We start from the raw sequence: 26,298 nt of genomic DNA on the forward strand, positions 1-26,298 counted from the left end.
GTCCAATAAATATGTTTAGTTTTATCAATGATACAAACATAAACATAGTTTTATTATAACAAAAATAAAATTATTTAATAGTTTGTAATGTATTTTGCAAAACATTTACCGTACTTTTATTTTTAATGATTTCATTTAACTGCTCAGGTGAAGCAGCAATAATATCTTTAATTGTTGGGAAATTGGCTTGTAGTTTTTTTATTTTTTGTGGTCCCAGCCCGGGTACTTGTTCTAAAATACTGCTAATCAAACCTCGACTTTGGCGCTTACGAAAGTTGGTAATCGCAAAACGATGGACATCATCTTGCATTTTTGTTAAAAACAAAAATAATTTATCATCTTTTGGTAAATAAACTGCTTTTTGATTTAAATCTAATAAATGATCAGTGCGGTGTTGCTTGTTTTTAACTAATCCAATTACTGGAATTGCTAACTGTAACGCTTTTAATTCTTTTCGACAAGCATTAACTTGTTGAAGACCTCCATCGATTATAATTAAATTTGGCAGGGCCCCATTTGTTGCTAAAAGTTTTTGATACCGACGAGCCATAACATTAGCAATCCGGGCACTATCATCTTGCTGAGGAATATCAATATGATATTTTCGATAATCATTGCGCGACGGCTTACCATTTTTATAGGTAATAACAGCTCCTGTTACATATTCATCTTGGATATTTGCAATATCAATCATTTCAATTAAATATGGTATTTCTGGTAATTGTAAGAGATTTTGCAATTTGCTTAAAACTTCGGGAGTTTGTTGTTCTAACGCTTGGCGTTTAATTATTTGTTGATAAGTTTCTTGACTATTATTATTTGCTAAATTCATCATAATCTTTTCTTTTTTAGTTTTTGGATAAAAGAAATGTGAGCCATATAATAATTCTAATTCTGTTGGTTCAATCATTTCATTAATGAAAATTTTTGGTGGTAAAGCTATTTTTTGGTAAAGTTCTTGTAAATAAAGGCGAACTGTTTCTTGGAATTGGTCTTTTTGGCAAACTAAAAATTCGCTATCTTTATAGCTCAATTTCCCTTGGCGATAGAATAATATTGTTATTACTAAGTAATCATCTTGATAATAAATTCCTATTACATCAAGATTATCTTTTTTTGCCAAAAATTCGACATTTTGATCAGAAATTGATCAGTCTAAGCGACGAATTAATAATTTTAGTTTATTGGCTTCTTCAAATTGCAAATTTTGAGCGGCTTGGTGCATTTTAATTGTTAATAAATCTTTTGTATCATCATTTTTACCACTAAAAAAATGACGGACCCTTTTAATCATATCAAGATAGTATTGGGCTGGAACATCTTGAAAACAAGCCCCAGAGCATTGTTTAATATGGTAATAAAGGCATGGTTTGCCTAAATGACCCTGGCAGCGACGTAAGGGATATAATCGTTCTAATACTTTCATAATTTCGCGAGCATGACTGCCATCGGGAAAAGGGCCAAAGGCATAACTATATTTTTTAGGGATTTTTCGCAAATATAAATACTGGGGGTCTTTTTCTTTCGTAATGATAATATACGGATAATGTTTATCATCATTCAATAAAATATTATATTTTGGCTTATGCTGCTTAATTAAATTATGTTCTAAAATTAAGGCTTCTTTTTCTGTCACGGTAATAATAGTTTCTAAACGGGTAATTTCTTGCACTAGTTTTGTTGTTTTGTAATTATAGACTTTATTAAAATAAGAACTAACCCGATTTTTTAGATTTTTTGCTTTTCCAACATATAAAATTTGATTTTTTTCATTGTAAAAAAGATAACATCCTGGTTTACTTGGTAACTGATTAACTTGTTCTTTCAATGAAATTGCCATTATTACTTTCACCCTTAGTAAATATTTTCTTAAGAATATCATAACATTTTATTTGGGAAAAAAAGGCAATAAAAAAAACATTTTAGAAAATGCTTTTTGTTTTTTTGAAGAATTATTTAACTTCGTAATTTCTAATACTGTAATCAACAGCATTAGTAAATTTGTTTTGACGTTCTTTGTAAGTTAATTTGATTTCTGTAATTGGGTTTTCAAATGCTGTTTTTAAACTGTGAGCAGTTGCATCTCAAGCGATACAATGTACTTCTTGACCATTGTCTAAAACTCAGAATTCAAATAAATCATGTGTATCTCCTTCTTTAGAAGTAATAGTTTTAAAGTTAGTCCCTTTTTCAGCTACTACTGAAAAATCATTTGTAATGAAATTTGGTTGATTAAATTCTCTGTTCATATATTTTCTCCTTCATTAATTCGACAAGAATTTGTATATTATATTTAAAATATTATTCAATAAAACTAATGTTAGAGATATTTAGAGATATATAATTAATAATTTTAAAAAACATACTATCTTTAGTATAACATAACTATCTTTAATAAAAAGAAAAAAACTACTTTTTATTATTTTAAAAAGTAGTTTTAGATTAGTTTTTTAAAGCTTTTTTTGATTCTTCAATTAATAATTTAAATTCACTTGGATTATTAATTGCGATTTCTGATAACATTTTACGGTTAACTTCAATATGAGCCTTATTTAAACCATTCATAAATCGTGAATATGACATATCATGTTCACGAACAGCAGCGTTAATTCTTTGAATTCATAATGAACGGAAATCTCTTTTACGTTGTTTACGATCACGATAAGCATAACTTAATGATTTCATTAATTGTTCTTTTGCTTTTTTATAATGTGTTGACTTTGTTCCAAAATATCCACTTGCTTGTTTAATAATTCTTTTACGTCTTTTTCTTGTGGCTGGTCCACCTTTTACTCTTGCCATTTTTTCTATCCTCCCTTTTTAAAATTACTTTTGCAATAAGTTTTTTAATCTACTTTGGTCTGTTTTATCCATTAAACTAGCTTTACGTAGATGGCGCTTTTGTTTTGTTGATTTATTTTGCGCTAAATGTGATGTATAAGCACTAGCAATTTTTCATTTTCCTGTCCCTGTTACTTTAACACGTTTTGCTAATGATTTTTTTGTTTTCATCTTTGGCATAATTTTTTTCCTTTCTGCATTTCATTTCAATCATTTAATTACCTATTTTTTTGGTACAACATACATATCTAAAAACAAACCATTTAAATGCGGCTCTTTATCAATTTTAGCCAAATCTTCAATTAAAGCATAAAACTTTTTCAAAGTTTCATGGCCAAATTCAGGACGAGCTACTTCCCGACCACGGAATTTTAATGAGATTTTAACACGGCAACCTTCTTCCAAGAATTGACGGACTTTTTTAGCTTTAAAACCTAAGTCATGATCACCAATCCCTGTTCGTAACCGAATTTCTTTATTTTCAGTTACATGTTGATTTTTTTTATTTTCTTTTTCTTTTTTCTTTTGCTCGTATTTATATTTTCCATAGTCAACTAATTTTGCGACTGGGGGATTACTATTTGCTGAAACAATTAATAAATCTAATCCTTTAGTTTCAGCAAAAGCAATTGCTTCATTGCGTGATAATGGCCCCATTCTGCTACCATCATCAAGAATAATTAAAACTTCCCGTGCTCTAATATCATAATTTACCTGGTCAATGTTTTTATTGTTTTTAGTTATTTGGCTCATTTACTACCTCCATTTTGTAATTAAATAAAAAATGCGCTAAAGTAGCACATTTTAAAGTTATTAAAATAAATGATCTTATTAAGTAAGATTAATTTTAAACTTTAGTAGACCTAGTTACCACAATAAAGGGCTTAGGTGAGCACTGCTACTTGTCATCTTTTACATTATTAATTATAAGCAATTATATTAATTAGTCAATCAAAATTTATCTTTTTCTGTAAAAACCACACACTTGTAGATTATCATAATAAGTGCAAGTTCTAAGAAATAAAAAATTCATATGTTATACTTTTTACGTCAAAATAGAAAGTAGTAACAAATATGAATTATAAACATTTTACCACAAATGAACGAACATTATTAGAAAGTTATAAAATCCAAGGATTAACTAACCGGGAATGTGCAAAACGATTAAATAAACATGAACCAACAATTTCACGAGAATTGCAACGTTGTAAAACTAATAAATATAGTGCCAAAAATGTAATCTTAAATTATAAATATCAACGCACTAAATGTGGTAATAAGAAGAGACTAAATTTTAATCAAAGAAAATATATTAACTATGGTTTAAAACATTTATGATCACCAGAACAAATTGTTGGTTGTTTTAAACAACTAACTAATTTTGAAAAAGAAAGTTTTGGCTTTAAATATTCAGATACATCATTAGGAAAAAGTATTTCAACAATTTATCATTATATCAAAATTAAAGCATTTTCATTACCACAAACAACCCTACACCAATATAAAAACTACACAAAATCTAAGATTACCAATAATAGAAAACATCTTTCATAAATTAAAAGAAATCGCTATGATTTTGGTCATTTTGAAGCTGATTTAATAGTTGGAAAAAATAATAAAAGTTTTAAATTAACAATTACTGAACGATTAGCAAATTTAAATTATATTTGTCATCTTGATACAAAAACAGCAAGTAAGGTAAATAATATTTTAATTAATTTTTTTAAAAATCCAGCAATTTTAAAATATGTTAAATCTTTAACTTTAGATAATGGAACAGAATTCTCAATGTGAAAAGAACTTGAACATGCTATTGGAATTCCAGTTTATTTTACAAACCCAAGTTCTCCTTGAAAAAAAGGCACTATTGAACATGAAAACAAACTATTTAGACAAAGATATCCAAAACACAAAAACCTAAATAACTACAATGAAAAGTATGATAAAGAAAGCATTATTCTCCTAAATAATAGACCAAGAAAAAAACTAAACTTTAAAACACCAGTTGAAGTATTTCAAATGTTTAGTCCATATTTTGATTTATTAAAAACTTGCACTTAAGTTGACAATCTACACACATTTAAGACCACTAAATTCTTTAGAATAAATTTAGGGGGATTAAAAATGATAACAAGTATTATTACAGAAAATCAATTATATAAATTACATCGAAGATTTAAAAAATGATATGGCCGTGTTGAAACAGCAAAGGAAACAAATTATATTTACTATAAATTGTCAAATTATTTCAATTTATGCTATAAATACTATCTTAAAAGTCATTTTTTAAATCAATTAATTAAATTATTTTCTAAAGGAAAACAAACCTTTTATAAATAATCTAAAAAAAATTAAGGAATTTTTAAAAGACTAACTAGTCTTAAATGTGTATGGTACCTTACAATATTTTTATTACTATTTTTGTTCCTTACTTTTCTCAATTAGAATAAAGTAACTATAAACTTAATTAAAAAATAAAAAGTATTAGAATAATCTAATACTTTTTAAAGTCTTATTTAACTTTTTTTCTGCTTTTGGAAATTGAGATGCATCAACAACAAGTTGAACTTTAATTGATGCTTCTTTTCAAGTTGTTGCTTCCGCTTCAGCTTTAATAATACCCTCTTCTATTCCTTTTGCACTACTTTTGAATGTAATGTTAAATACTGTTCCATTTTCATATACTTTATCATTATTTTCAATTCCAGATGTAAATAAACTATACGCTTTATTTTCACCAACAAATGAATTTCCTTTAAATAAGTCGGTAGTAAATGCTATATTAATTGCATTGTCAACAAAATCAAGAATTGATCCTTGTCCACCTTCTGCACCTAAACCATTATATGCTAATTTTTTTGCTGTTAATTCTTCAGCTTTATCAACAACAATAGCAATTGTATCTTCTGATGAATTTAATCATTTAAATATAACATTTGATCCTTTTGCAATTATTGATGCTGATAATTCTTGAGCATAATAAGCCATGTTTTTAACTGAGAAAACATCTTGGGCTGTTTTTAATTCTACTGCTTTTGAATCGATTGCTTTTAAATCAACAGTTGCTGCTTTGTTACTGTTACATGCTACTACTGCAGATGAACCTGTTGCAGTTAAACTTACTGCTCCTAAAATTGCTAAAATTTTTTTCATATTTAATAATCCTCTTTCTGGTCAGTTTTATACTTGGTAAAATAAAATAGTTTTATAAACTTTTCAATCATAGGTAAGGTAGGTATTAATTTTTATATTAAAAGCCCACAAATATTTAAAAAAATATTGTTCAATAACTATCTAAATTAATTACAATATGTTACCTTTGAGGTAATAACATTATACTATACAATTTATTTTTTGTACCTCTTTCTTGCCCGAATTTATTAGTTAAAAAAAATTTTGAATATTTATGAATATTTCAAAAAGTATTTTGCTATTAACAATTAAATAGTGCTGTAAAATTAATTAATTATTATAAAATATTAAAATAAAAAAGGGAAATCACTTTCCTTTTTTATTTGTAAAAGATGGAATAAATTACGTGGTTGTTGAGACATATTTTTAAATGTTTATTTTAGCATTATAAGTATTTAGAAGATGAATAATCTTATTTACTTATAATTATTAATCCATCTTTCTTAAAAATTAAAATACAAAAAGCACTAATTTTATCAATTAGCTAATAATTTTTAATGTTCTTAAAACTCTAGTTTATTTAATTTTTAATATTTAAAATATTTCTAACCATTTTAGCTGTGCCTTTATTTTTTGATTTTAATATCGGCACACCACCCTGCCTAGTTTCATAATTGTCTATAAATAGTCATTTTTATCTTAACAGATAATGAAAAAATCCTATTTAATAAATAGGATTAAAATTTAGACAATTAGTCATTCAATATTTAAATTAAAAACTTTATATTTTCAGTAAAATTAATGCTATATGATAAAACACTAAATAAATATTTTTAAATAATTTAAATTGTATTTAATTCAAAAATTATTCCACCTCATGTTCCAACAAATAATCTTCCTTTTGTTGTAACAACAGATGTATAAACAGCACTTCAAAGATTAGGTTTCGGAACTTCTGCAATTGCATTACCATACATATCAATTTGAAAAACTTTAGGATTTCCATTAGTGACATTTACAAATCCTAAGATTATTCCATTTTTTAATTTCGTAATATGGAGTAAACTTCTTAGTCCATTGACGACCTTTTTAATAAATGTTCCATCTATATGTAGTTGATAAATTCCTGCACCTGACTGAACTAAAACCATGTCCCCAATCTTCGATTCAACTAACGAAGCATAAGAATATGAACCTTCGTCTGGCAAACGAGAAATTTCTGTAATTTTTTTTCCATCTGGGCGTAATTGATAAATATATCCAGTTGTTGTAATTAATAAAATAGTTCCCGTACTAAGTTGAGACATGAAAGTAATTCCCCCATTAATCTCTTCTGATTGTGTTAGTTGTTCTTTAATATTTCCATCCTTATCCAAATAATAAATTACACCTTTACTTGTTCCCAAAAAGATTGGGCCTTCTCGTGTTTGAATTAAGGAGCGTATTCCCCCCTCTAATTTTCGATTTAACTCTACTTTACGAATATTATTTGCATCTGAATCTAATTGATAAAGTGTAGTATCTGATGCGGCCATTATTAATCCCTCTGTTGTTTCAATCATTGCAGTTTCCTTATTTCCAATCCCTTCAGCAACTCTTTTATAGGTTCCAACATTTGGATTAAAAATACGATATTGAACTGTTACTTCGGTATTAGCAATATATTTTTCACTATTTTCTTTTACTTTAAGTACTGCTTGGCGATCAGTAATTGAATTTTCAACAACAATAATTTCTTCTTTAATAACATCAAGGTTTTTTGTTTGCACTGCTGCTAAAATATTATCAGAATTATTTATTTTTATATCGCCAATATTATTTTCAGTTATTACTTCCGATAATAATTTTTTACCTGTTTTACTAAAATAGAGTGGCAAACTATCATTTTCTAAATAGAAACTATTACCATTATTTTCCCAACTAACTAAGTCTGCTGTTACAAATTGGCCATCACTTACAATATTTTTAACTTTTACATATTCTTCTAATAAAGCGCCATTTTTTGCTTTTACTTCTTTTTTAATTTCATCCTCATTAGCAATATCTAAACTAACAGGAAAATTAGTTTTTAAAACATCAGTTGCTAAAGTAATTCTTTTAGCAAAAAAAACTAACTTTTGCAAATGAATTATATTCATATATATTACTTGATGATTTTACATAAATTGTTGCTTCATTTCTAGTTATATTTTTAACTAATAAATCTTCTATTACTAAATCTTGATTTTTTTCTTTTGTCGCCGCCAAAATTGTTTCAACGCGATTATCATCAATTGCCTCTAATTCTTTGTTAATTAAATTTTCATTTAAATTAATTCTTCATGTATAATTTGGAAATTGTTGATTAGCAGTATTATTACCTGCAAAATACCAACCCAATGTTCCACCAACGATTCCTAAAACCAAGATAAAAGATAATCCTAAAATTAAAATCATTTTTCTAATCTTTGACATATGAAGTAATTGTTGACGGTTCATAATTAACATTTGACGACTAAAATGTTCTTTTAAAGAACTATTATTTTGATGAATCATTTTTGAAGCGATGGCCCTTGTTTCTTCTTTTTTTACAACAGTCACTGCTTTATCATTTGTTGTATTTTCTTTTATTCGCTCAATTGTTGCTTGCGCTAAGATGATTGTGTCATTTATTATTTTTAATTTACTTGAACCATCACCATTATATAAATTATCTTTTCAAAAGAATGCATACGAATCATTTTTACAGAAAATAAATGCTAACGGAACTATCCCATTATCTTCATCAATATTTCGAGTTTTATCAACAGTACAAAGAAATACTTGTAAATCATCTAAGTCTTTTAATGCATTTCTTTTAGCAACGCTAATAACTTTTTTAAATTTATACTGACAACTATTACACATGCTATCAAAAAAATGTTGCACTTTGTTTTCCATATTCAATTCACCTCCAAATGATACAATAAAAAAATAAATATCTATTTTTAATTATACAGTATTTTTTGAAAAAAAAAAAAAAAAAGCTTGATAAACATTTTTTAGTTAAATTACTTGGTAAATTATGATAAATATTTAGTATGCTAATCAGCATCAGGAACATTTGGCTCAGGGGAATAATTTGATGGCTCTGGTAGGACAATTTCAGACTCAGGATCATTTATTAATAAAGTATATTCAGAATACCCCCCTTGTTTTATCACTTGTTTAGAATGAATAAACAAATAGTTTCAAAGTTGCAAATCCCTTTTTCACATCTTGATAAATTCAGTTTCTTACTTTTACAATCTTAAACTTAGAAAAATCATATTGATAATTTTTAAACTAAATTTCACTTAAGTCATATATTTCTTTTGAATTATAAATTATTAAATTATGCACTGATAAGTTAGCATTTCCAATTAAAATTGTTGATGTAACTAAGGTATTAATCGAAACTGTCAAAAATTGGGGTTAATCTTCATTATTTAGTAAAAGTTCTAAGGCATGGTTTATGTTTATGAACATAAAATACAAGACATTGCTACTAAACTATTTGAAAAAGCTTATTTTGAATTTAAAAATATTGGTATTAACATTAAGAGAATTCGAACAGATAATAAAACTGAATATGTATATAATCATCGTTCAAATTATCCTCATCGAAAAAGTGAATTTACAAAAGCGGTAAATAAAAAAGGAGTTGTCCATTAAACAACTCCAGTACATTCCCCACAGTCAAATGGGAAAATTGAAATCTTTCATTGTAACTGAAATAAGTTTTTTGAATATTTATCAAGATATCTTAAGGAAATTGATGATATTCGAAAACAAATTAAACTCTTTCTAAATTATTAGAACAATATTCGACGACATAAGAGTATAAATCTTTTAACACCAACTAAAGTTGTGTTAAAAGATTTAAAAAATTAACTGGTCTTAAATGTCTATGGTACCTTACAAATTAACTTTTCTTTGCAAAAGATAACCTTAAAATTAAAAAATTTAATAATTATTTTTAAAAATTGAATAATAAGTCCTATATTTCCCCATTTTAATCATGATGGCCAGCTTCATATAAGTCTTTAAATCTTCCCGGTTTTGCAATTAAGTCTTTAAATTTCCCTTTTTGAACAATCCCAACACCAGGTTCTAAGACAAAGATTTGATCAGCATTTTTAATTGTTGATAAACGGTGGGCAATAGAAATCGTTGTTTTACCAACCATAATTTTTTCCAATTCTTTTTGAATTTCTTTTTCAACAATATTATCTAAAGCACTTGTAGCTTCATCTAAAATTAAAATTTCAGGGTCTTTTAAAATCATTCGGGCAATAACTAATCGTTGTTTTTGTCCTCCTGACATCATAAACCCTCGTTCTCCTAAAATGGTATTATAGCCATCTTTTCAGCTCATTACTAGTTTATGAAGATTTGCTTTTTTACAAGCTGCGATTACCTCTTCATCTGTCGCATTAAAGTTCCCATATTTAACGTTGTATAACACATCACCATATAAGATTTTTGGCTCTTGCTCAACATAACCAACATGACTTAAATAACTTGGTAAATTCAAACTTTTTAAATCTTGATTATTAATTAAAATTTTTCCTTCCGTTGGATCATAAAATCTTAATAATAATTTACTAATTGTTGATTTACCACTTCCTGTGGCCCCCACAAAAGCATAGTTTTTTCCTTGCTTAAAAGTTAAATTAGTTTTTGGCAAAATAACAGTGTTTGGTTTTTCTGGATAGGCAAAAACAATATCTTCAAGTATAATATCCCCAGTTATTTTATCAATTTTTGGCGCTGATAAATTTGGTTCAATTGTTGTTGAAACTTTAATTAAAGCCGTTACTCGTCGTGTTGAAGCTGTAGCACGGGCCATTCCAGGAATTAGACCTGTTAAAGTTCAGATTGGTCAACATAAAGTGTTAACTCCCGCAATAAATGATGGTAAAATTAGCATAATTTTTGAAGCATTAGTTGCTTCCCCACCAGTTCCATATAATAAAATTGCACATACAACAACAAGCACAGTTAATCCTGAAGCACAAGTTAAAATAATTGTCATCATTCCGGCTTGAATTCGGTTTAATTTTTTATTGGCATTATAATAACTATCATGAATTTTTTCAAAACGAACCTTTTCATATTCTTCGGTTCCACTAGCCTTTATTAAGGCTACCGCTCCAATTCGGTCTGTTACATCCCCATTTACTTCAGTAATTTTTTTACGAACAACTTCAGTTTCTAATGCTTGTGAACGAAATGTCACTGAAACTAGGGTCATAAAAACTGCTGTTGCCCCAAGTGTAATTAAGGCTAATTGTCAATCAATAATCACTAATGTTACTGCACTACCAATAAAAATAATTGGGATACTAATTAAGTTGGTTGGTGTTAATTGACATTCATCACCAATAATTTGTGTATCATTAATTAATTTTGTCATTGTTTCTCCAATTTTTTTGTCAGAATAATAGCCAATATTTAAATTAACTAAATTATTTAAAACAGCATTACGAATATCAATTTCGATTTGGCGGCCAAACATTCCGCCAACTCTTTCCCGCAGATAAGTTGTAATAACGGAAATTAATAATACCCCCGCAATAATAATTAATCAATAATATCATTCAAGTCCCGTTGAAGGGTTTAACTGTCCATCACCAAAAACATGAGCAACTTCTTTCATTAATTGGCCAATTAGAAAAGTAATTGACACTAAGGCAAAAGAAGAAACAATAATAGCAAAAACTATTGTGAAAGCTCTTAATAAATATCTTTTATAATAAATTGAAACTAATGTAAAAAAACCAATTTTTGGGTTTTTGATGTTTTTCATCATTTCTAATGGTGACTGTTTTTTATAAGAAGTTGTTTCTTCAACTTCAAGATGTTGATCAAGATCTTTTTCAATCTGATTAATATCAATATTATCTTTGCGCATTCAATCGCCTCCTTTCTTTGCTTTTCCCGGCTAAAATTGCCAATAAAAAATATCAACAGAGCGATGATAATATTTTAATGCTATAATGTTAAGTTAATTATAGCAAATAGTTTTTTCAACAGCAAGGAAAATAAATAGCAATAAAATAAAAAAATGTTTTAGGATTTTTATTATAAAAATCTTAAAACATTAATATTAACTATAAATTATCGTAGACAATTTGACCTTCCACAATTGTTGCTTTAACATTTAATTGCCCATCAACAATTGTAAAATCAGCATATTTGCCAACAGTAATTGATCCTGTTTCGGCAAAAAGACCAAATTGTTTCGCAACATTAATACTTGTCATTTTAGTTAATTCAATTAATGAACAATTGGTTACCTTATACATATTTTTTACACAATAGTCATAAGTCGCAGCTGACCCTGCTAAAACCCCATTTAATAATGTTACAGTTTGTCCTTTTTTAACAACATCTAAGCCCCCTAATTTATAAGGGCCATCTGGCATTCCTTTTGCTGTCATTGCATCGGTAATAATACAAATATGATCAGCCCCTTTGATTTTATAAACCTCTTTGACAACATTTAAATCATTATGAATCCCATCCGTAATTAGTTCACAAAGAATTTCGTCAAAATATAACCCCGCATTAATCATTCCGGGATTACGATGATCATAACGACTCATCCCATTATGTAAATGGGTAAAATGATTTGCCCCAATGCTAACTTCTTGTTCAACATCTTTAAAAGTCGCAGCTGAGTGCCCCATTGATGGAACAATTTTTTGTTCTAATAAATATTTCGTAAAACTACCATCTTGCAATTCTGGGGCATAAGTTACAATCCGAATATTATCATTTGATGCCCCCACTAATTTTTTCATAACATCAACATCTGGTTTTAATAATAATGTTTCTTCATGGGCTCCTTTAAAAACTGGAGAAATAAATGGTCCTTCTAAATGGGCACCAATTTGGCGTGCTTGGGGACCATTATTATGTTTTGCCATAAATTCGGCATAAACTGTTAAAATTTTTTCTAAATTGCTAACTGCTCCTGTTACTGTCCCTTGACAATAACGAGTAATTCCTTCTTTTGTAACATTTTTAGCAAAATTAACAAAACTATCAATTGTTCCTTGTTCAAAATTATAACCATAACCACCATGAACATGGCAATCAATATAACCAGGCATAATTGTTAAATTACTACAATCTAAACCATCAAGTTCGGTTACCCCCTGATTAATTGTTTTTATTTTTTGTCCTTCTACTTCAATTCATCCCAAATCAATAATTTCATCTAATAAAACTATTTTAGCATTTTTTAATATCATCATTCTTTTCTCCTCTAATATTTTATTTTTGGTTGTAATTCTTCCACAATTGCAACAGTTTGATCAGTGATAATTCAGTCAACATCTTTGGCGTGATAAAAATTATCATAGCCAATTACATTGAATTTTGTACTATCAGCTAAAATAACCTTTGCATGGGCCGAATTTAAGGCTAATGTTTCTAAATGTGACTCCTGTTCATTATTATTATACAAATTGCCATTAAAATCAATTGCATTAACAGAAATAAAGCTTTTTGAAAAATTTTCAATTTTTAAAGTTTTTTCGGTAAAACTACCAATAAAAGCTCCTGATTGATCGCGATATTTTCCCCCTAGCAAAATTACTTCATTAATATAACAATTTTCACGGGCTAGTTTATAAACATACCATGAATTTGTAATCACTTTAACTTCTTTTGTAATTAATTTAACAAAGGCTTCACAAGTTGTTCCCGCCCCAACAAAAATAACATCATTTTCTTTGACTAACTGCTGGGCTGTTTTTGCTAAAGTATTTTTAAGATTAGTATTTAAATTAGCCTTTGTCTGGCGTGTTTCTTCATTTTGATTAATATTGTTTAAAACATTAATTCCCCCATATGATAAATTAATAATTCCCTGTTCTTCTAATTCTTTTAAATCGCGGCGTAAAGTAATATAAGGAACATGGTGGGAATTCATATAATCTTTGACATCATTCATATTATAAAATGTTTTTTGTTTTAAAAAATCTAATAATATTTTTTGGCGCTCAATTTTATGCATAACTTTCTCCTTTTGGTAACAAAACACCCCGGTGGGTAACAAATAAATTATAACCTAAAAAAGAATAAATAATAATATCTATTCTTTTTATCAATTATCGTAAACTAATTAAAGCCATCACGGCACTAAATAATCCACAACCTCAAATTGCCGCAAAAATGGCAAAAATATTTAATTTAATAAATCGAAAAATTGAATTTGAGCCAACATGCTCAATATGGCTTTTCTTTTCTTGGTAACGATTTCATCAAATGTGCAAGCCAATAAAAATAAGCAAGAGCGTACCGAAAACACCAAGACCAATATATGAATATAAAAGGACGGTATTTGTTAAATCTACTGTAAAAATTAACATTGCTGTTTTAAAACGAGTTTACAATTTAACGATTTCACGAATTCGATCAGTAACATGCTCAACATCAGTACCAATCACCAGTTGAAGACCTTCTTGACCAATCCGAATAACTTGATACACTCCCGCCGCTTTTAATTGTTCATCGATGTCTAACTTATTGTCTTTAACAACCAACCGTAATCTTGTTGCACAATTTTCAATTACTTTGAAATTATCCTTGCCAACTAGGCGAACAATTTCCCCAGCCATATTATCATATTTTTCTTTTAAACTTGCTCGTTTATTATGTTTACCTTTACCAGCTTTGGCAATAACTTTTAAATCTTCGGCATTTTCGGCCGCAATATTTGTTTTCAAATTATGTTCTGCTTTGACTGGGCCAATTGTACGACCTGGGGTTGGAATATTCATTTTTTTGATTACATAGTATCAAATAAAGTAATAAATAACTCCCATTACAGCTGAAATTGGGAAAATTCATAATGGATTAGCTAAAGTTTTTGCTCCTGAACTAGCATTTTGTAATGACATTGTTCAAGATTTGGGTACCGAAATTAAATAGTCAATTAATCCGGCCGAAAAACCAAATCCTAATCTAATTCCCATCCCAACAACTAAGGCGGCAAAGCAAGCAGTTAAGAAAGCGTGAATAAAGAGTAATAATGGTGATAAGAAAATTCAAATAAAGACAAGTGGTTCATCAATTCCAGTTAAAAAGGCCACTAACGCTGTTCCGGCAATAAAAGTTGCTGTTTCACGTCGTTTATTTTTATCAGCAATCATAATCATTGCTAACCCCGTGGCAGGAATCCCACCAAAGAAAGTTGGGAAAAATCCAGCTTGGAAAATTCCTGAACCAATAACTCCAGCGTTAAAAGCAGTAATATCACCAAAAACAATTCAACGCCCATTTCCTAAATTAATTCCTCCTGGAACTTCACTAATTCCTGGTAATAATGACCCCTCAATTGGTAATTGAAATCATAAAAAAGTATTAATAATATGATGAGCACCAAATGGTTGTAATAACCGGTTAATAAAGGCATAAACCCATGCCCCACCAGCCGCTGAAGCCGTTGAGGATGAAATACCCTGACCGATAATAATTAACGCATATTGAATTCAAGGTCAAATGGCCGCAAAAATAAAGGCTAGACCAAATGTTGTTACAACAGTAATCATTGGAATAAAGCGGCGACCACCAAAAAAGGCTAGGGCCTGGGGCAATTGAATATCTTTAAAACGATTATAAAAATAGGCAACTAAGGCTCCACATGTGATTCCTCCAATAACTCCAGTATTTAAAACATAAATTCCCGAATTAATTAAATCTCCTGGATTAGCCCCTGCCCTTGGGTCTTGAAATGGTTTTGGAACATATAAAAGCTGACTAAACTTTCAGGAAATTAGTTCATCAGCATGATTTGTTGCATTCTTAAAACCATCATACGTTAAAACGTTATTATAAAATAAAGAGGCAATCATTCCTTCCTGTGTCATCAAGGCTAAAATAAAATAAGCAATTCCCCCACAAAGGGCAGCTTCCCCCCGAAAATCTTTTGCTAAACCAAAAGCCACACCAATCGCAAAAATGATTGCAATATTATTAAAGACAGCGGCTCCGGGGGCCATAATAAATTGGCCAATTCATCATACTGCTGAGTTTTCAACAATCCCAATTGTTGGATCACTCATTAATGAACCAATCCGATTCATTAAAGCAGCAATTGGTAAAACAGCAATTGGAAACATTAATGATTTTCCTAGTCGCTGTAAACTAACACCAGCATGATGAAAGAAATTTTTTGCAGAAGAATTAGCTCGAGGTTTTTTAACAGGGCGCTTATCCTTCCTGTTCAAAAGTAATTCTGTCATGTTATTTTCCTTTCTATTATTTAATAATACTTACTTGGAAATAAATAATTTTGACACTTTTTGTGTCGGACTTATTTTATTGTAAAACTTCTTAACATCTAATTAATAATTTATAGATGCTATCCCCATTATAATACAATAAATATAAATTATGATAATAAATTATAAATTATGATAATTCATAAAATCTTTTTACCTAAAAAAATAACTACATACATAGCTATTTTTTTCACGGATAAATTTTTACTCCTTTAACAACGCGATTGATTTGACCAGTTGGACAAGGGTTATCAGGGGTAATTTCAAATCGAAGCGCAATAAATAAAGCATAAATTTGCGCTCACACAATTGCTTGTAATCCACTAATAACATCGTTGCTAGTTTGTAATGGCCAAGGAAGATATTTATTACAATAAGGCATAATTTCTTCATCAATTATACTGTCAAAAACAATGATTTCCCCGGCAATATTATCATGAAAGAGTTCTTTTAAAAGATCAAAATCATATTGGCGAGTATATTTGTCTTGGCTTAAGAAAAATAATACAGTTGTTTTTGGCGTGATGATTGCTTTAGGACCGTGGCGGAAACCTAAAGCAGTATTAAAAGTACTTACTATTTTCCCATTTGTTAATTCTAATAATTTTAAACTTGCTTCTTGCGCAAACCCTTTTAAAATATTTGTTCCTAAAAAAACAACCCGTTCTGCTGGTACTGTGGCTAAAGCAACAATTTGGCGATAATTTTGGGTTAAAAATTCTTCAGTTTTAGTAATTAAATCATTTAATTCAATTTTTAAACTACTATCATCTTGGTTAAAAATTAAGAATGCTGTTAAAAGCATGCTAGTAAAACTTGATGTCATCGCAAATGATTGATCATTTGTTGCTGGTGGTAATAATAAACTCAATGTTTTTTTATTGTTTTGATTTTTTTGATACAATTGGCCCTCTCTATTACAAGTAATAATAATTTGAAATAAGTTTGGAACAATTTGTTCAGCCATAGTAATGGCTCCTATTGATTCAGGAGAGTTTCCAGAACGAGCAAATGAAATCAAAATAATTGGTTCTTCACTGTTATTAAAATAAACTGCTGGATTTGAGACTATATCAGTTGCGGCATTACTAACGGCATGATATCCTTGTAATTTTAGATAATCAGCCAAAATCACACCCGCAAATTCACTTGATCCTGAACCTGTAAAAATAATTTTTGTTTTTTTAAGATTAAAAAGCTTCAAAAAAGCTTTAATTTTTTTTTCTTCTTTTGTTACTAACTCAATAATTTCTGCTCATACCTTCGGTTGTTGAAAAATTTCTTGCGCTGTATAAATTGACCCCATTGTTTTAAGGTCTTGTTGGTTTAATCCAAAAATCATTATCTTCTTCCTTTCTTTGTTTCATTATATCTTAATCAATGATTATTTTTTATAAAATATGATAATTTTATATAAATTAAATTATAAAGAAAACCTTCTTTGTCATTTTTCAAAGAAGGTTTTTAAATATTACTGTTAATAAAATACAATTACTCTTTATCCTTTGCTTTCTGTTTTTTTGGTTTTTTTAATTTTGTTTTAATTTTATGCATTCAAATTTCTCAATATGTATCATGTAATTTAACTTGGCTTTTATAAGCATAAATTGGTTTTGAAAAGTATAGTATCACATCTCCAATTATGATCATTAATAGACCCAGAACAAATGTAATAACAAATTGTCATGGTCGTGCTCAGTCTCCTAACCCTAAAGCCCCGGCAATATCGCCAATAATATAATTTGTGTCAAAATATTGATTAAATAATTCCACGGCCAGTAACATAATCAAACCGGTTAAAATTGATTTAACAATAACATTTTTAACCGTATCTTTTTTAACTTTAAAATCACTTAAGCCATATAAATAGACATATAAAAAGGCAAATAAACTAAATGTATGTCCAAAAAAGAAAATATAATAATAAAAATCAGTTAATGGTACTAAATAAGTTGGAAAAAATAAAGTTAAAATTGGTCCAAAAATTGCTAATGGGAAAAAACATTCTAAAAAGATTTTGTGCGGAAAAAATAATATAATAACAGATACCCATGCGACAATTGAACAAGAATATAACGAAAAATAATTTGGAAAATGCTGTCATCCTCCATTATTTAACATGGCATAAAAACGTTGTCCTTCAACTATTAAAATCCAAATTGCCATAACCACTCTTAAGTATCAATGGTTGGCTGTTTTTTTATAAAATTTTGGAAACATTCATAGACTAGCCCATAAAAAAAATGACAGAATAATTGCTAAAATTCATGAAAATGTTATCATTTTTAAACCTCTCCTTTATTTAAAATAAAACATCTTTATTAATTATATTTAGTTCGGAATATTTTGCAATTAAATTTCAAAAATAAAACAAACCACAATAGTGGTTTGTTTTAACAAAAATAGTCTTATTTTACTTTAAAATATTAATATTATAACTAATGTTATCACCATTAATATTTTCTGTAATACTTGCTGTACAACGAATAATCATTTTTCCAGCTGGTTTTAATTTACATAGCACTTTTACTTTAGGATTATTAGCAAAATCAACTTTGATTAGTTCTTGACTAACTGATTTTTTAGTCTCTTTTTCTGTTATTTTAAGCTTAAACGAATCTCAACTTTTTTCAAAATCACTAGTATTTTGGTAATTTACCCGTAAATTATCAACAACGATTTGATTGGGAGATAAAATGATATCTGTTAATGATTCTTTGCTTAGTTTTGGATCCAATTCGGAAAAACATAATTGTAAATAATCTATTTCAAAAATATTCATTATTCTAACCTCTTTTTACTTTTTTCTTGGCTTGTTTTCTTGCTAGTTTTGCCAATGAGCGCATCATAATGTTATCAAAATGTTTATCACTTAAATGGCGTTTAGCTCATAATGTTCGCCCTGCTAAATATCCCCCATGGTAACGGGCTTTGGGATGACGTTTACGAAGGGCTTTTGTAATTAATTTTGCAATCACAATTGGGTCATGACCAAAATCTGGTCCTGGTAACATTCCTAATGCTAAATTAATTTCTTCTTGATAAGCTGAAGTTTGGGCGGTTTTCGCTAGGGTTTCAGCCGCTAAATGTGATCATTCTGACTTAATTGCTCCTGGCTCAATTACAACAACATTAATCCCAAATTTTCTTGTTTCTAATCGTAATGAATTGCTTAACCCTTCAACAGCAAATTTACTAGCAGCATATCAACCTCCAACAGGATGAGAAATAACTCCCATAATTGATGAAAGGTTAAAAATATAGCCACTTTTTTGAGCGCGCATCTGGGGTAATACTAGTTGTGTTACTCGTGCTAAGGCAAAAAGATTAACTTCAAATTGCTGACGGGCTTCTGCTAAGTTGGTGTCTTCAATTGTCCCATATAAACCATACCCAGCATTATTGACTAACACATCAATACGACTACTTTTTGTGATAATATTTGTAATTGCTTTAACAATGCTATTATCATCAGTTACATCAACTTGGACTGGAATAATTCCAAATGGTTTTAATTCCTGTTCCATTCGTTCAAGGCGACGAGCTAAACCGTATACTAAATAACCTTGTTTACTTAGTTCAATTGCAATTACTTTCCCAATCCCTGATGAAGCTCCTGTCACAATTGCAACTTTTTGTTGTTTAGCCATTTTTATTTCCTTCTTTCCATTTTTTTATTTTAATTACTACTTTTTATTAATAATTAAATCATTTAATTGGATAATAAATTGATCAAATGGGAGTGTAATTTGTTCTTGATTTCCATACTGACGATAAGTAATAACATTCTCCTCAACTTCTTTATCCCCAATTACTAATTGATAAGGGATTTTTGAAGTTTGGGCGTCGCGAATTTTATAACTTAACCGTTCATCACGTTGATCAACAATTGTTCGGATTTTTAATTGTTTAAATTGTTGTTGCAACTTTTGACTATATTCTAAATGACTTGCTTTTAAAGCAACTGGAATAATCGCAATTTGCGTTGGCGCTAGCCATAATGGTAAAACCCCGTTAGTTTGCTCTAATAAAATAGCGATAAAACGTTCATACGTTCCAATTAACCCACGGTGAATGATTGTTGGACTTGAAGTTTCTCCTTTTGAATTAATATATGATAAGTTAAATTTTTTTGGTAGTAAAAAATCAAATTGTAAAGTTGAAACAGTAATTTCATGGTTCAAGACTGTTTTAATTTGGATATCTAACTTTGGCCCATAAAAAGCTGCTTCCCCAAGCATTGGCACATATGGGATTGCTAGTTCATCTAGAGCTTCTTGCAACATTTTTTCCGCATTTTCTCACATTTGATCATCATCATAATATTTTTCTTTATTATTTGGATCACGTAATGATAATGAATAATAATCTACTTTAATATTAAAAGTTGCTAAAACTTCGTTAATTAATTTAAAGCAGCGTTTAAATTCATTCTTAATTTGGCTATTACGAACAAAAATATGGGAATCAGTTAAAGTCATCATTCGTACTCGTTCTAACCCCGTTAAACTTCCTGAAGATTCAAAACGGTGTAAAATGGCATGTTCAGCAATCCGTAATGGTAACTCACGATAACTACGTTGTTTGTAATTAAAAACAGCAATATGATGAGGACAGGCCATTGGTCTTAAAACACTTGCCTCATTATCACGTTCCATAACAGGAAACATATTTTCTTGATAATGATCTCAGTGTCCTGATATTTTATACATTTCATCAGTTCCTATAACAGGAGTTTCAACTTCAACAAAATCATATTCCCATTCTTTTTCACGAATATACTCTTGAATGATTTTTTTTAAAGCCATTCCATTTGGTAATCAAATTGGTAATCCTGGACCAATTAAATTATCAAATGTAAAAATCTCTAAATCTTTCCCAATTTTACGATGATCACGTTCTTTACGGTCATTTAATTCTTTTAACATTTCATCAAATTGGCTAATCGAAAAGTGACTAATAGCACTTATTCTTTGCAACATTTTATTTTTAGCATTATTTTGTCAATAAGCTCCAGCTAAGCCCATAATTTTAAAAGCTTTAATTAGTTTAAAATTAACAAAATCAAAAGGTTGGTAATAAAAATTATCACCAATTTGATATGAACAAATTTTAGCCTGGTTAACATTTTGTAGTAATTCGTGTAAATAAGGATTATCTTGATAACGTTTTAATCCTAACGCTATTGGTTCACACAATTTTTGCCCTTGCAAATGACTAGCAAGATTTTGCTTAAATTGTTCTTCAATTTTAACTAAATCCCCTTCTTTAATGCTAGGAGTAAGGTCAAAATCAAGATAGAAACCTTCTGCTGTTAATTCACTTTGGGCAATTTTTATTTCGGGATACATTTCTTGTAAGGTATGTGCTAACAATAAACTAGCACTACTATTAATTAATTGTACAGCATTTGCCGATTTTTCTGTTATTAATTCTAATTTCCCTCCTGTTGTGATAATTTCATCACGTTGATACCATTTTCCATCAATAATAGCTCCTCAAGTTGCTTTTCCTAAACTAATAGCAATACTACTTGCTAATTGTTCAACACTAAGGGGGGCTTGAAATTTTTTTTCTTGCCCATCGGGTAAAATTATTTTAATCATTGTTCTCATTCCTTTCTAAGCAAAAAATCGCTCCTATTCTAATGATTAGGAGCGATTTTTTCGCGGTACCATCCTTATTAAATTAAGTTACCTTAATTTATCTTTCACTCATTATAACGAAATGAGCTTAAACGTAAACTAGTTTCCTGGTAGTAAATTATTAAGATTTTTATTAAGCTTCCATCATCCTTAACTTGCTGGGAAAAAGTGCTTAATAATTTGTGGTCAGGTAGTTTAATTATTCAACTATTAATTCTTTTAATACATCACTACGAGCAAATAAGATTTTTGATCCAACTTTTGCTCCTCATTTTTTCGCAACTTCAATAATTGCATGATCGTTATCTTTAAATTCATTATAGTTATCAACTTTGTTCATAAAAATTGAATGTCATACTCCAAAAGCAGTATATAATTCTGGGGTTGGAGAAACTCCTAAAATTACAACATTTGGACGAAATTTTGAAACAGTTTTTAATAATGTTCCAGTATTTGATAACACAACTGCATATTCATATTCACCATTCTTACATTTTTCAGCTAATTTTTTAGCAATTTCAGCACGTGGTCCTGAAGTTGTTTTACAAGCATTTTCTAATTGTTTTTCATAATATAATTTTGAGTAAAACTCTATTTCAGCTCTCTTATTAATTGTTGCCATTGTGTCAACAGTAATAAATGGGTAATCCCCATTAGCTGATTCTCCTGATAACATTGTTGCATCAGCACCTAGTTCTGTTGCAAAGTAAACGTCAGTAACTTCAGCTCTTGTTGGATGTGGATTATCAGTCATTGATTCTAACATTTGCGTTGCCACAATAACAACTTTGCCAGCTTCCCGACATTTTCTAATAATAATTTTTTCTCAATATGGTACATCATAGTATGGGATTTCTAATCCTAAATCTCCCCGTGCAACCATAATTCCATCAGCAGCGGCAATAATATCATCAATATTATTAATTCCAATTTGTGATTCAATTTTAGCAATAATTTGAATATGTTCAGCATTTGCTTCTTTTAATAATTGGCGAATTTCTAAAACATTTTCTTTTGTATTTACAAAAGAAGCAGCAATATAGTCAACTCCTTGTTCAGCCCCATATTTAATATCTGCCATATCTTTTTCAGCTAAGAATGGTAATGTAAAAGCTACTCCTGGTAAGTTAATTCTTTTATTTGTTTTTACAACGTGATGATTAAATGCTTCAGTTGTAATAATCCCTGGTTGCACATCAGTTACATTTAATTGCAATTTTCCATCATCAACTAAAACAACATCCCCAGTTTTTAAGTCTTGTGACATATCATATGAAACTGTCATTTCTAATGCTGTTCCTTCACGACTAGCATATTCTGCTGGTAATGAATAAATTGTTACTTTTGATCCTTTAACAATTTCTTGTTTACCATCTTTCATTTTTCCAACACGAATTTCAGGCCCTTTTGTATCAAGCATAATTGAGATTGGTTTCCCAATTTTTTTAATAATTTCTTTTGTTCAAACAATACGTGCCCCTTGCTCTTCATAATCACCATGTGAAAAGTTTAAACGAATTGTATTCATTCCAAAGTCAAACAATTTTAAAATCCCTTCCTCTGAATGAGTACTTGGTCCAATTGTTGTAATAATTTTAGTTCTTTTCATTTTATCTTTTAAGTTTATTTTGTCCATTAGTTTTGTATTCTCCTCTTAACTTTCTACTCTTTTATTTTATCCTAATTTCATTATTTTTTATAGATATTATCATTTAAATTAGTAAAATCAGCCAAAATATCTTTGCGTGAGATGCGGGGAATGCTTAATGCTTCCATAATTGGGCGAGCGACAATTTCATCCCCAACATTACCAACAGCAATTCCCCCAATTCCGGCTAAAATTTGTTCAACCGCAAATTTTGCCATTTGGAAAGCGCGATAGCGTTCCATCGCCGTTGGAGTTCCTCCCCTTTGAATATGTGCTAAAACAGCTTCACGAGTTACATAACCACTAGTTGTTTCGACTAAACGGGCTAATTTTTTTAAATCAGGGTAAATTAGTTCACTAACAACAACAATTACACTACGTTTATTTTTATCATGCATTTCTTTAACTTTTGAAGCAATTTCTGCTTCTGTTAAAGCTGATTCATTTATTGAAATAATGTCAGCTCCGGCGGCAATTCCAGCATATAAGGCAATATCACCACATGAATGTCCCATTACTTCAACAATTGCACAACGATTATGAGATTGAATTGTATCACGAATGCGATCAAGGGCTTCAACAACAATATTAATTGCCGTATCAAAACCAATTGTATAGTCTGTTGAAGTAATATCATTATCAATTGTTCCTGGTAAAGCAACACAATTGATGCCCATTTCGGTTAGTTTTTGGGCGCCTTGGTAACTACCATCACCCCCAATAACAACTAATGCATCAATTCCTTTTGCTTTTAAATTGGCAACAGCCTTTTGACGAACTTCAACTTCTTTAAATTCAGGTAAACGCGCTGTTCCTAACACTGTTCCACCACGATTAATAATTGAATCAGCAAAATTAACCCCAACTGGTTCAATTCAGTCATTAACTAATCCTAAATAACCGTCTTTTACTGCATATACTTCTAAACCTTTAGCAATTGCAGTTTTTACTACTCCACTAATAGCGGCGTTCATTCCCTGTGAATCACCACCAGAAGTAAGAATTCCAATCCGTTTTATCATATATTCTTTCTCCTTTAATTAATTTACCTAATTATTATAACTTACTTTTAGAAAAAAAATAATAATTCTCTGATTAATTGATTATAGTACTATTAACTTTAGTAACGGAATTAGATTATTAATAAAAAAAACAATTACAATAATAAAAAAACTTACTAATTTATTAGTAAGTTTTTTTATTTTGATGATTTTGATGATTCATCTTTGCTTCTTTTTGGTGTTGAATTTGATTCAACTGGGTCAACTTCAACTTCTTGATTCAACAACCCAACATTATTTAAAATAAATTGGCCAGCTTGTGATGCTAAAGAGTAGCGACATTTTTTCTTGCTTCGAGTTCCTTCAATATAATTAATTGTAATTTGATTTAACTTCTTATTTTGTCTTACATTGCTGATTTTACGAATTAGAATTCTTTCCCCTAAGAAAGTAATTTCTTTGTCACCAATACCAATTGCCATTGTGTGTAAGAATAAAAAGATATAAATTCCAACCCCAACTGTTAAAGCAAAACCTAAAACAATTAAGATAATCACCACATAACTTGGAATATTTTCAACAACAAATTGAAGAATAAAACCAGTAACAACCACAGGGATATTAGCCCCTAATATTGAAAAGACACTAATTAATACTTTTTTGTTTATAAAGACTTCTTTAAACTCATGTTTTTTAAAACTAATTAAATAACCTAAAATTGAAGCACCAACAGCCACTAATAAGAAAGCGGCCATTGCTAAGGCAATAATTAGACTTTTGACTGAATCTAAATCTGCATAAAGATTAAACATTCTCTCATCTCCTTTTAAAATTATTTACGAACTTGGGCCATAACTTCTTGAGCAAAATCTACTTGCTCTTTTTCAATTCCTTCCCCAACTTCATAACGAATCATTTTTTTAACACTAACATTATTAGCTTTTAAAAAGTCACTAACTTTTTGATCAGGATTAATAACAAAAGCTTGATCAAGTAATGAAATTTCTGCTAATTGTTTGTTTAAACGACCTTCAACCATTTTTTCTAAAATGTTATCTGGTTTTCCAACATTTTTTGGATCGTTTTTAGCTTCCGCTGTTAAAATTGCTTTTTCACTTGCTAAAAAGTCTTGGCTCATTTCTTCGCGTGAGACAAATTGAGGACGCATTGCTGAAACATGCATTGCTAATTGTTTTCCAGCTTCTTCACTAATTACCCCATCAAATAATAATGCGGCAACAATTCGTTTATTTGAGTGAACATACGCACCAATTGATTGATTATCATTTACTTCTAAAATTGTAAAACGACGTAAAGTAATTTTTTCTCCAATTGTGGCAATTGCATTTGTAATTAAGGCATCTAATGTTTGGCCATTAACATCTAATTGCAATACTTCTTCAACAGTACTAACATTACTGTTTACTAAAGTTGCTCCAATTTGATCTAATAAAGTTAAAAATTGTTGGTTTTTTGCAACAAAGTCTGTTTCTGAATTTACTTCAAAAACAACAACTTTATTTCCTTTCATTGTCATTCCAACTAATCCTTCAGCGGCAATACGATCAGATTTTTTTGCTGCTTTTGTGATTCCTTTTTCACGTAATCATTTGATTGCTTCATCAATATTTCCGTTTGTTTCTTCTAATGCTTTTTTACAATCAAGCATTCCTGCTCCGGTTGCAGTACGTAATTCTTTAACTAATTGTGCAGTAACTACCATTTCTAAAACCCTC

27 protein-coding genes are annotated in these 26,298 nt (G+C 29.3%); 4 read left to right on the forward strand and 23 right to left on the reverse strand.

Annotation, left to right across the window (positions count from 1 at the left end):
* Positions 1–70 precede the first annotated feature (70 nt).
* The 5 genes from uvrC to infC all read right to left on the reverse strand — a co-directional run bounded on the left by uvrC (position 71) and on the right by infC (position 3,594).
* Positions 71–1,840 (reverse strand): excinuclease ABC subunit UvrC, encoded by a 1,770-nt coding sequence (uvrC, locus tag SCHRY_RS03120; RefSeq protein WP_016339017.1) that lies wholly within the window; start codon positions 1,838–1,840, stop codon positions 71–73.
* 112 nt (positions 1,841–1,952) lie between these two features.
* Positions 1,953–2,249 (reverse strand): hypothetical protein, encoded by a 297-nt coding sequence (locus SCHRY_RS03125; protein WP_016339018.1) that lies wholly within the window; start codon positions 2,247–2,249, stop codon positions 1,953–1,955.
* A gap of 193 nt (positions 2,250–2,442) precedes the next feature.
* Positions 2,443–2,802 carry a 50S ribosomal protein L20 gene (gene rplT, locus SCHRY_RS03130; protein ID WP_016339019.1) on the reverse strand — a complete coding sequence of 120 codons (360 nt, stop codon included), beginning with the start codon at positions 2,800–2,802 and terminating at the stop codon, positions 2,443–2,445.
* Between the two features lie 24 nt (positions 2,803–2,826).
* On the reverse strand, positions 2,827–3,021 hold the full coding sequence (gene rpmI, locus SCHRY_RS03135; protein WP_016339020.1) for a 50S ribosomal protein L35: 195 nt from the start codon (positions 3,019–3,021) through the stop codon (positions 2,827–2,829).
* Between the two features lie 42 nt (positions 3,022–3,063).
* Positions 3,064–3,594 (reverse strand): translation initiation factor IF-3, encoded by a 531-nt coding sequence (infC, locus tag SCHRY_RS03140; RefSeq protein ID WP_016339021.1) that lies wholly within the window; start codon positions 3,592–3,594, stop codon positions 3,064–3,066.
* A 321-nt stretch (positions 3,595–3,915) separates the two neighbouring features.
* On the opposite strand from infC, the gene SCHRY_RS05270 reads away from it, so the two are divergent.
* From SCHRY_RS05270 to SCHRY_RS03155, 3 genes are all read left to right on the forward strand, one after another.
* Complete coding sequence (locus tag SCHRY_RS05270) at positions 3,916–4,395, forward strand: helix-turn-helix domain-containing protein (protein ID WP_051090937.1); 480 nt, start codon at positions 3,916–3,918, stop codon at positions 4,393–4,395.
* On the forward strand, positions 4,396–4,902 hold the full coding sequence (locus SCHRY_RS05460) for an IS30 family transposase (protein WP_201763779.1): 507 nt from the start codon (positions 4,396–4,398) through the stop codon (positions 4,900–4,902). It begins immediately after the preceding gene.
* Positions 4,903–4,965: 63 nt separating this feature from the next.
* Positions 4,966–5,181: a hypothetical protein gene (locus tag SCHRY_RS03155; protein ID WP_016339022.1), complete on the forward strand. Its 216-nt coding sequence runs from the start codon at positions 4,966–4,968 to the stop codon at positions 5,179–5,181.
* Between the two features lie 144 nt (positions 5,182–5,325).
* Here SCHRY_RS03155 and SCHRY_RS03160 read toward each other — a convergent pair whose 3' ends face one another.
* The 4 genes from SCHRY_RS03160 to SCHRY_RS05420 all read right to left on the reverse strand — a co-directional run bounded on the left by SCHRY_RS03160 (position 5,326) and on the right by SCHRY_RS05420 (position 9,209).
* Positions 5,326–5,994: a lipoprotein gene (locus SCHRY_RS03160; RefSeq protein WP_016339023.1), complete on the reverse strand. Its 669-nt coding sequence runs from the start codon at positions 5,992–5,994 to the stop codon at positions 5,326–5,328.
* A gap of 821 nt (positions 5,995–6,815) precedes the next feature.
* On the reverse strand, positions 6,816–8,111 hold the full coding sequence (locus tag SCHRY_RS05275) for a ligand-binding sensor domain-containing protein (RefSeq protein ID WP_016339024.1): 1,296 nt from the start codon (positions 8,109–8,111) through the stop codon (positions 6,816–6,818).
* Complete coding sequence (locus SCHRY_RS05465; protein WP_016339025.1) at positions 8,071–8,892, reverse strand: hypothetical protein; 822 nt, start codon at positions 8,890–8,892, stop codon at positions 8,071–8,073. Before SCHRY_RS05465 ends, SCHRY_RS05275 begins: the two co-directional genes overlap by 41 nt.
* 143 nt (positions 8,893–9,035) lie before the next feature.
* Positions 9,036–9,209: a hypothetical protein gene (locus tag SCHRY_RS05420; protein ID WP_169336072.1), complete on the reverse strand. Its 174-nt coding sequence runs from the start codon at positions 9,207–9,209 to the stop codon at positions 9,036–9,038.
* A 229-nt stretch (positions 9,210–9,438) separates the two neighbouring features.
* Here SCHRY_RS05420 and SCHRY_RS05285 point away from each other — a divergent pair, with 229 nt between their 5' ends.
* Positions 9,439–9,645 (forward strand): hypothetical protein, encoded by a 207-nt coding sequence (locus SCHRY_RS05285; protein WP_016339026.1) that lies wholly within the window; start codon positions 9,439–9,441, stop codon positions 9,643–9,645.
* Positions 9,646–9,985: 340 nt separating this feature from the next.
* Here SCHRY_RS05285 and SCHRY_RS03175 read toward each other — a convergent pair whose 3' ends face one another.
* The 14 genes from SCHRY_RS03175 to tsf form a co-directional block, all read right to left on the reverse strand.
* The gene (locus tag SCHRY_RS03175; RefSeq protein ID WP_016339027.1) at positions 9,986–11,887 is read right to left on the reverse strand and encodes an ABC transporter ATP-binding protein; all 1,902 of its coding nucleotides are present in this window, start codon (positions 11,885–11,887) and stop codon (positions 9,986–9,988) included.
* Between the two features lie 199 nt (positions 11,888–12,086).
* A complete protein-coding gene (gene nagA / locus SCHRY_RS03180; RefSeq protein WP_201763773.1) occupies positions 12,087–13,235 on the reverse strand; it encodes an N-acetylglucosamine-6-phosphate deacetylase in 1,149 nt (382 codons plus the stop codon).
* Positions 13,236–13,246: 11 nt separating this feature from the next.
* Positions 13,247–13,999 carry a DeoR/GlpR family DNA-binding transcription regulator gene (locus SCHRY_RS03185; RefSeq protein ID WP_016339029.1) on the reverse strand — a complete coding sequence of 251 codons (753 nt, stop codon included), beginning with the start codon at positions 13,997–13,999 and terminating at the stop codon, positions 13,247–13,249.
* A gap of 94 nt (positions 14,000–14,093) precedes the next feature.
* Entirely contained in the window at positions 14,094–14,354 is a 261-nt protein-coding gene (locus tag SCHRY_RS03190; RefSeq protein ID WP_016339030.1) for a hypothetical protein, read from the reverse strand.
* Positions 14,355–14,372: 18 nt separating this feature from the next.
* On the reverse strand, positions 14,373–16,229 hold the full coding sequence (locus SCHRY_RS03195; RefSeq protein WP_016339031.1) for a PTS transporter subunit EIIC: 1,857 nt from the start codon (positions 16,227–16,229) through the stop codon (positions 14,373–14,375).
* A gap of 220 nt (positions 16,230–16,449) precedes the next feature.
* Complete coding sequence (locus SCHRY_RS03200) at positions 16,450–17,610, reverse strand: SIS domain-containing protein (RefSeq protein WP_016339032.1); 1,161 nt, start codon at positions 17,608–17,610, stop codon at positions 16,450–16,452.
* Between the two features lie 149 nt (positions 17,611–17,759).
* A complete protein-coding gene (locus SCHRY_RS03205) occupies positions 17,760–18,551 on the reverse strand; it encodes a TMEM164 family acyltransferase (protein WP_016339033.1) in 792 nt (263 codons plus the stop codon).
* 130 nt (positions 18,552–18,681) lie between these two features.
* Complete coding sequence (locus tag SCHRY_RS03210) at positions 18,682–19,050, reverse strand: hypothetical protein (protein ID WP_016339034.1); 369 nt, start codon at positions 19,048–19,050, stop codon at positions 18,682–18,684.
* Positions 19,051–19,054: 4 nt separating this feature from the next.
* Positions 19,055–19,918, reverse strand: coding sequence for an oxidoreductase (locus tag SCHRY_RS03215; protein WP_016339035.1), 864 nt, complete (start codon positions 19,916–19,918; stop codon positions 19,055–19,057).
* Between the two features lie 36 nt (positions 19,919–19,954).
* Entirely contained in the window at positions 19,955–21,874 is a 1,920-nt protein-coding gene (gene thrS, locus SCHRY_RS03220) for a threonine--tRNA ligase (protein ID WP_016339036.1), read from the reverse strand.
* A gap of 238 nt (positions 21,875–22,112) precedes the next feature.
* Positions 22,113–23,549, reverse strand: coding sequence for a pyruvate kinase (gene pyk / locus SCHRY_RS03225; RefSeq protein ID WP_016339037.1), 1,437 nt, complete (start codon positions 23,547–23,549; stop codon positions 22,113–22,115).
* 53 nt (positions 23,550–23,602) lie between these two features.
* The gene (gene pfkA, locus SCHRY_RS03230) at positions 23,603–24,583 is read right to left on the reverse strand and encodes a 6-phosphofructokinase (RefSeq protein ID WP_016339038.1); all 981 of its coding nucleotides are present in this window, start codon (positions 24,581–24,583) and stop codon (positions 23,603–23,605) included.
* Positions 24,584–24,759: 176 nt separating this feature from the next.
* A complete protein-coding gene (locus tag SCHRY_RS03235; RefSeq protein WP_016339039.1) occupies positions 24,760–25,374 on the reverse strand; it encodes a hypothetical protein in 615 nt (204 codons plus the stop codon).
* A 20-nt stretch (positions 25,375–25,394) separates the two neighbouring features.
* The gene (gene tsf / locus SCHRY_RS03240; RefSeq protein ID WP_016339040.1) at positions 25,395–26,285 is read right to left on the reverse strand and encodes a translation elongation factor Ts; all 891 of its coding nucleotides are present in this window, start codon (positions 26,283–26,285) and stop codon (positions 25,395–25,397) included.
* Positions 26,286–26,298: the final 13 nt, after the last annotated feature.

Source organism: Spiroplasma chrysopicola DF-1, from assembly GCF_000400935.1.
Lineage (GTDB): Bacteria > Bacillota_I > Bacilli_A > Mycoplasmatales > Mycoplasmataceae > Spiroplasma > Spiroplasma chrysopicola.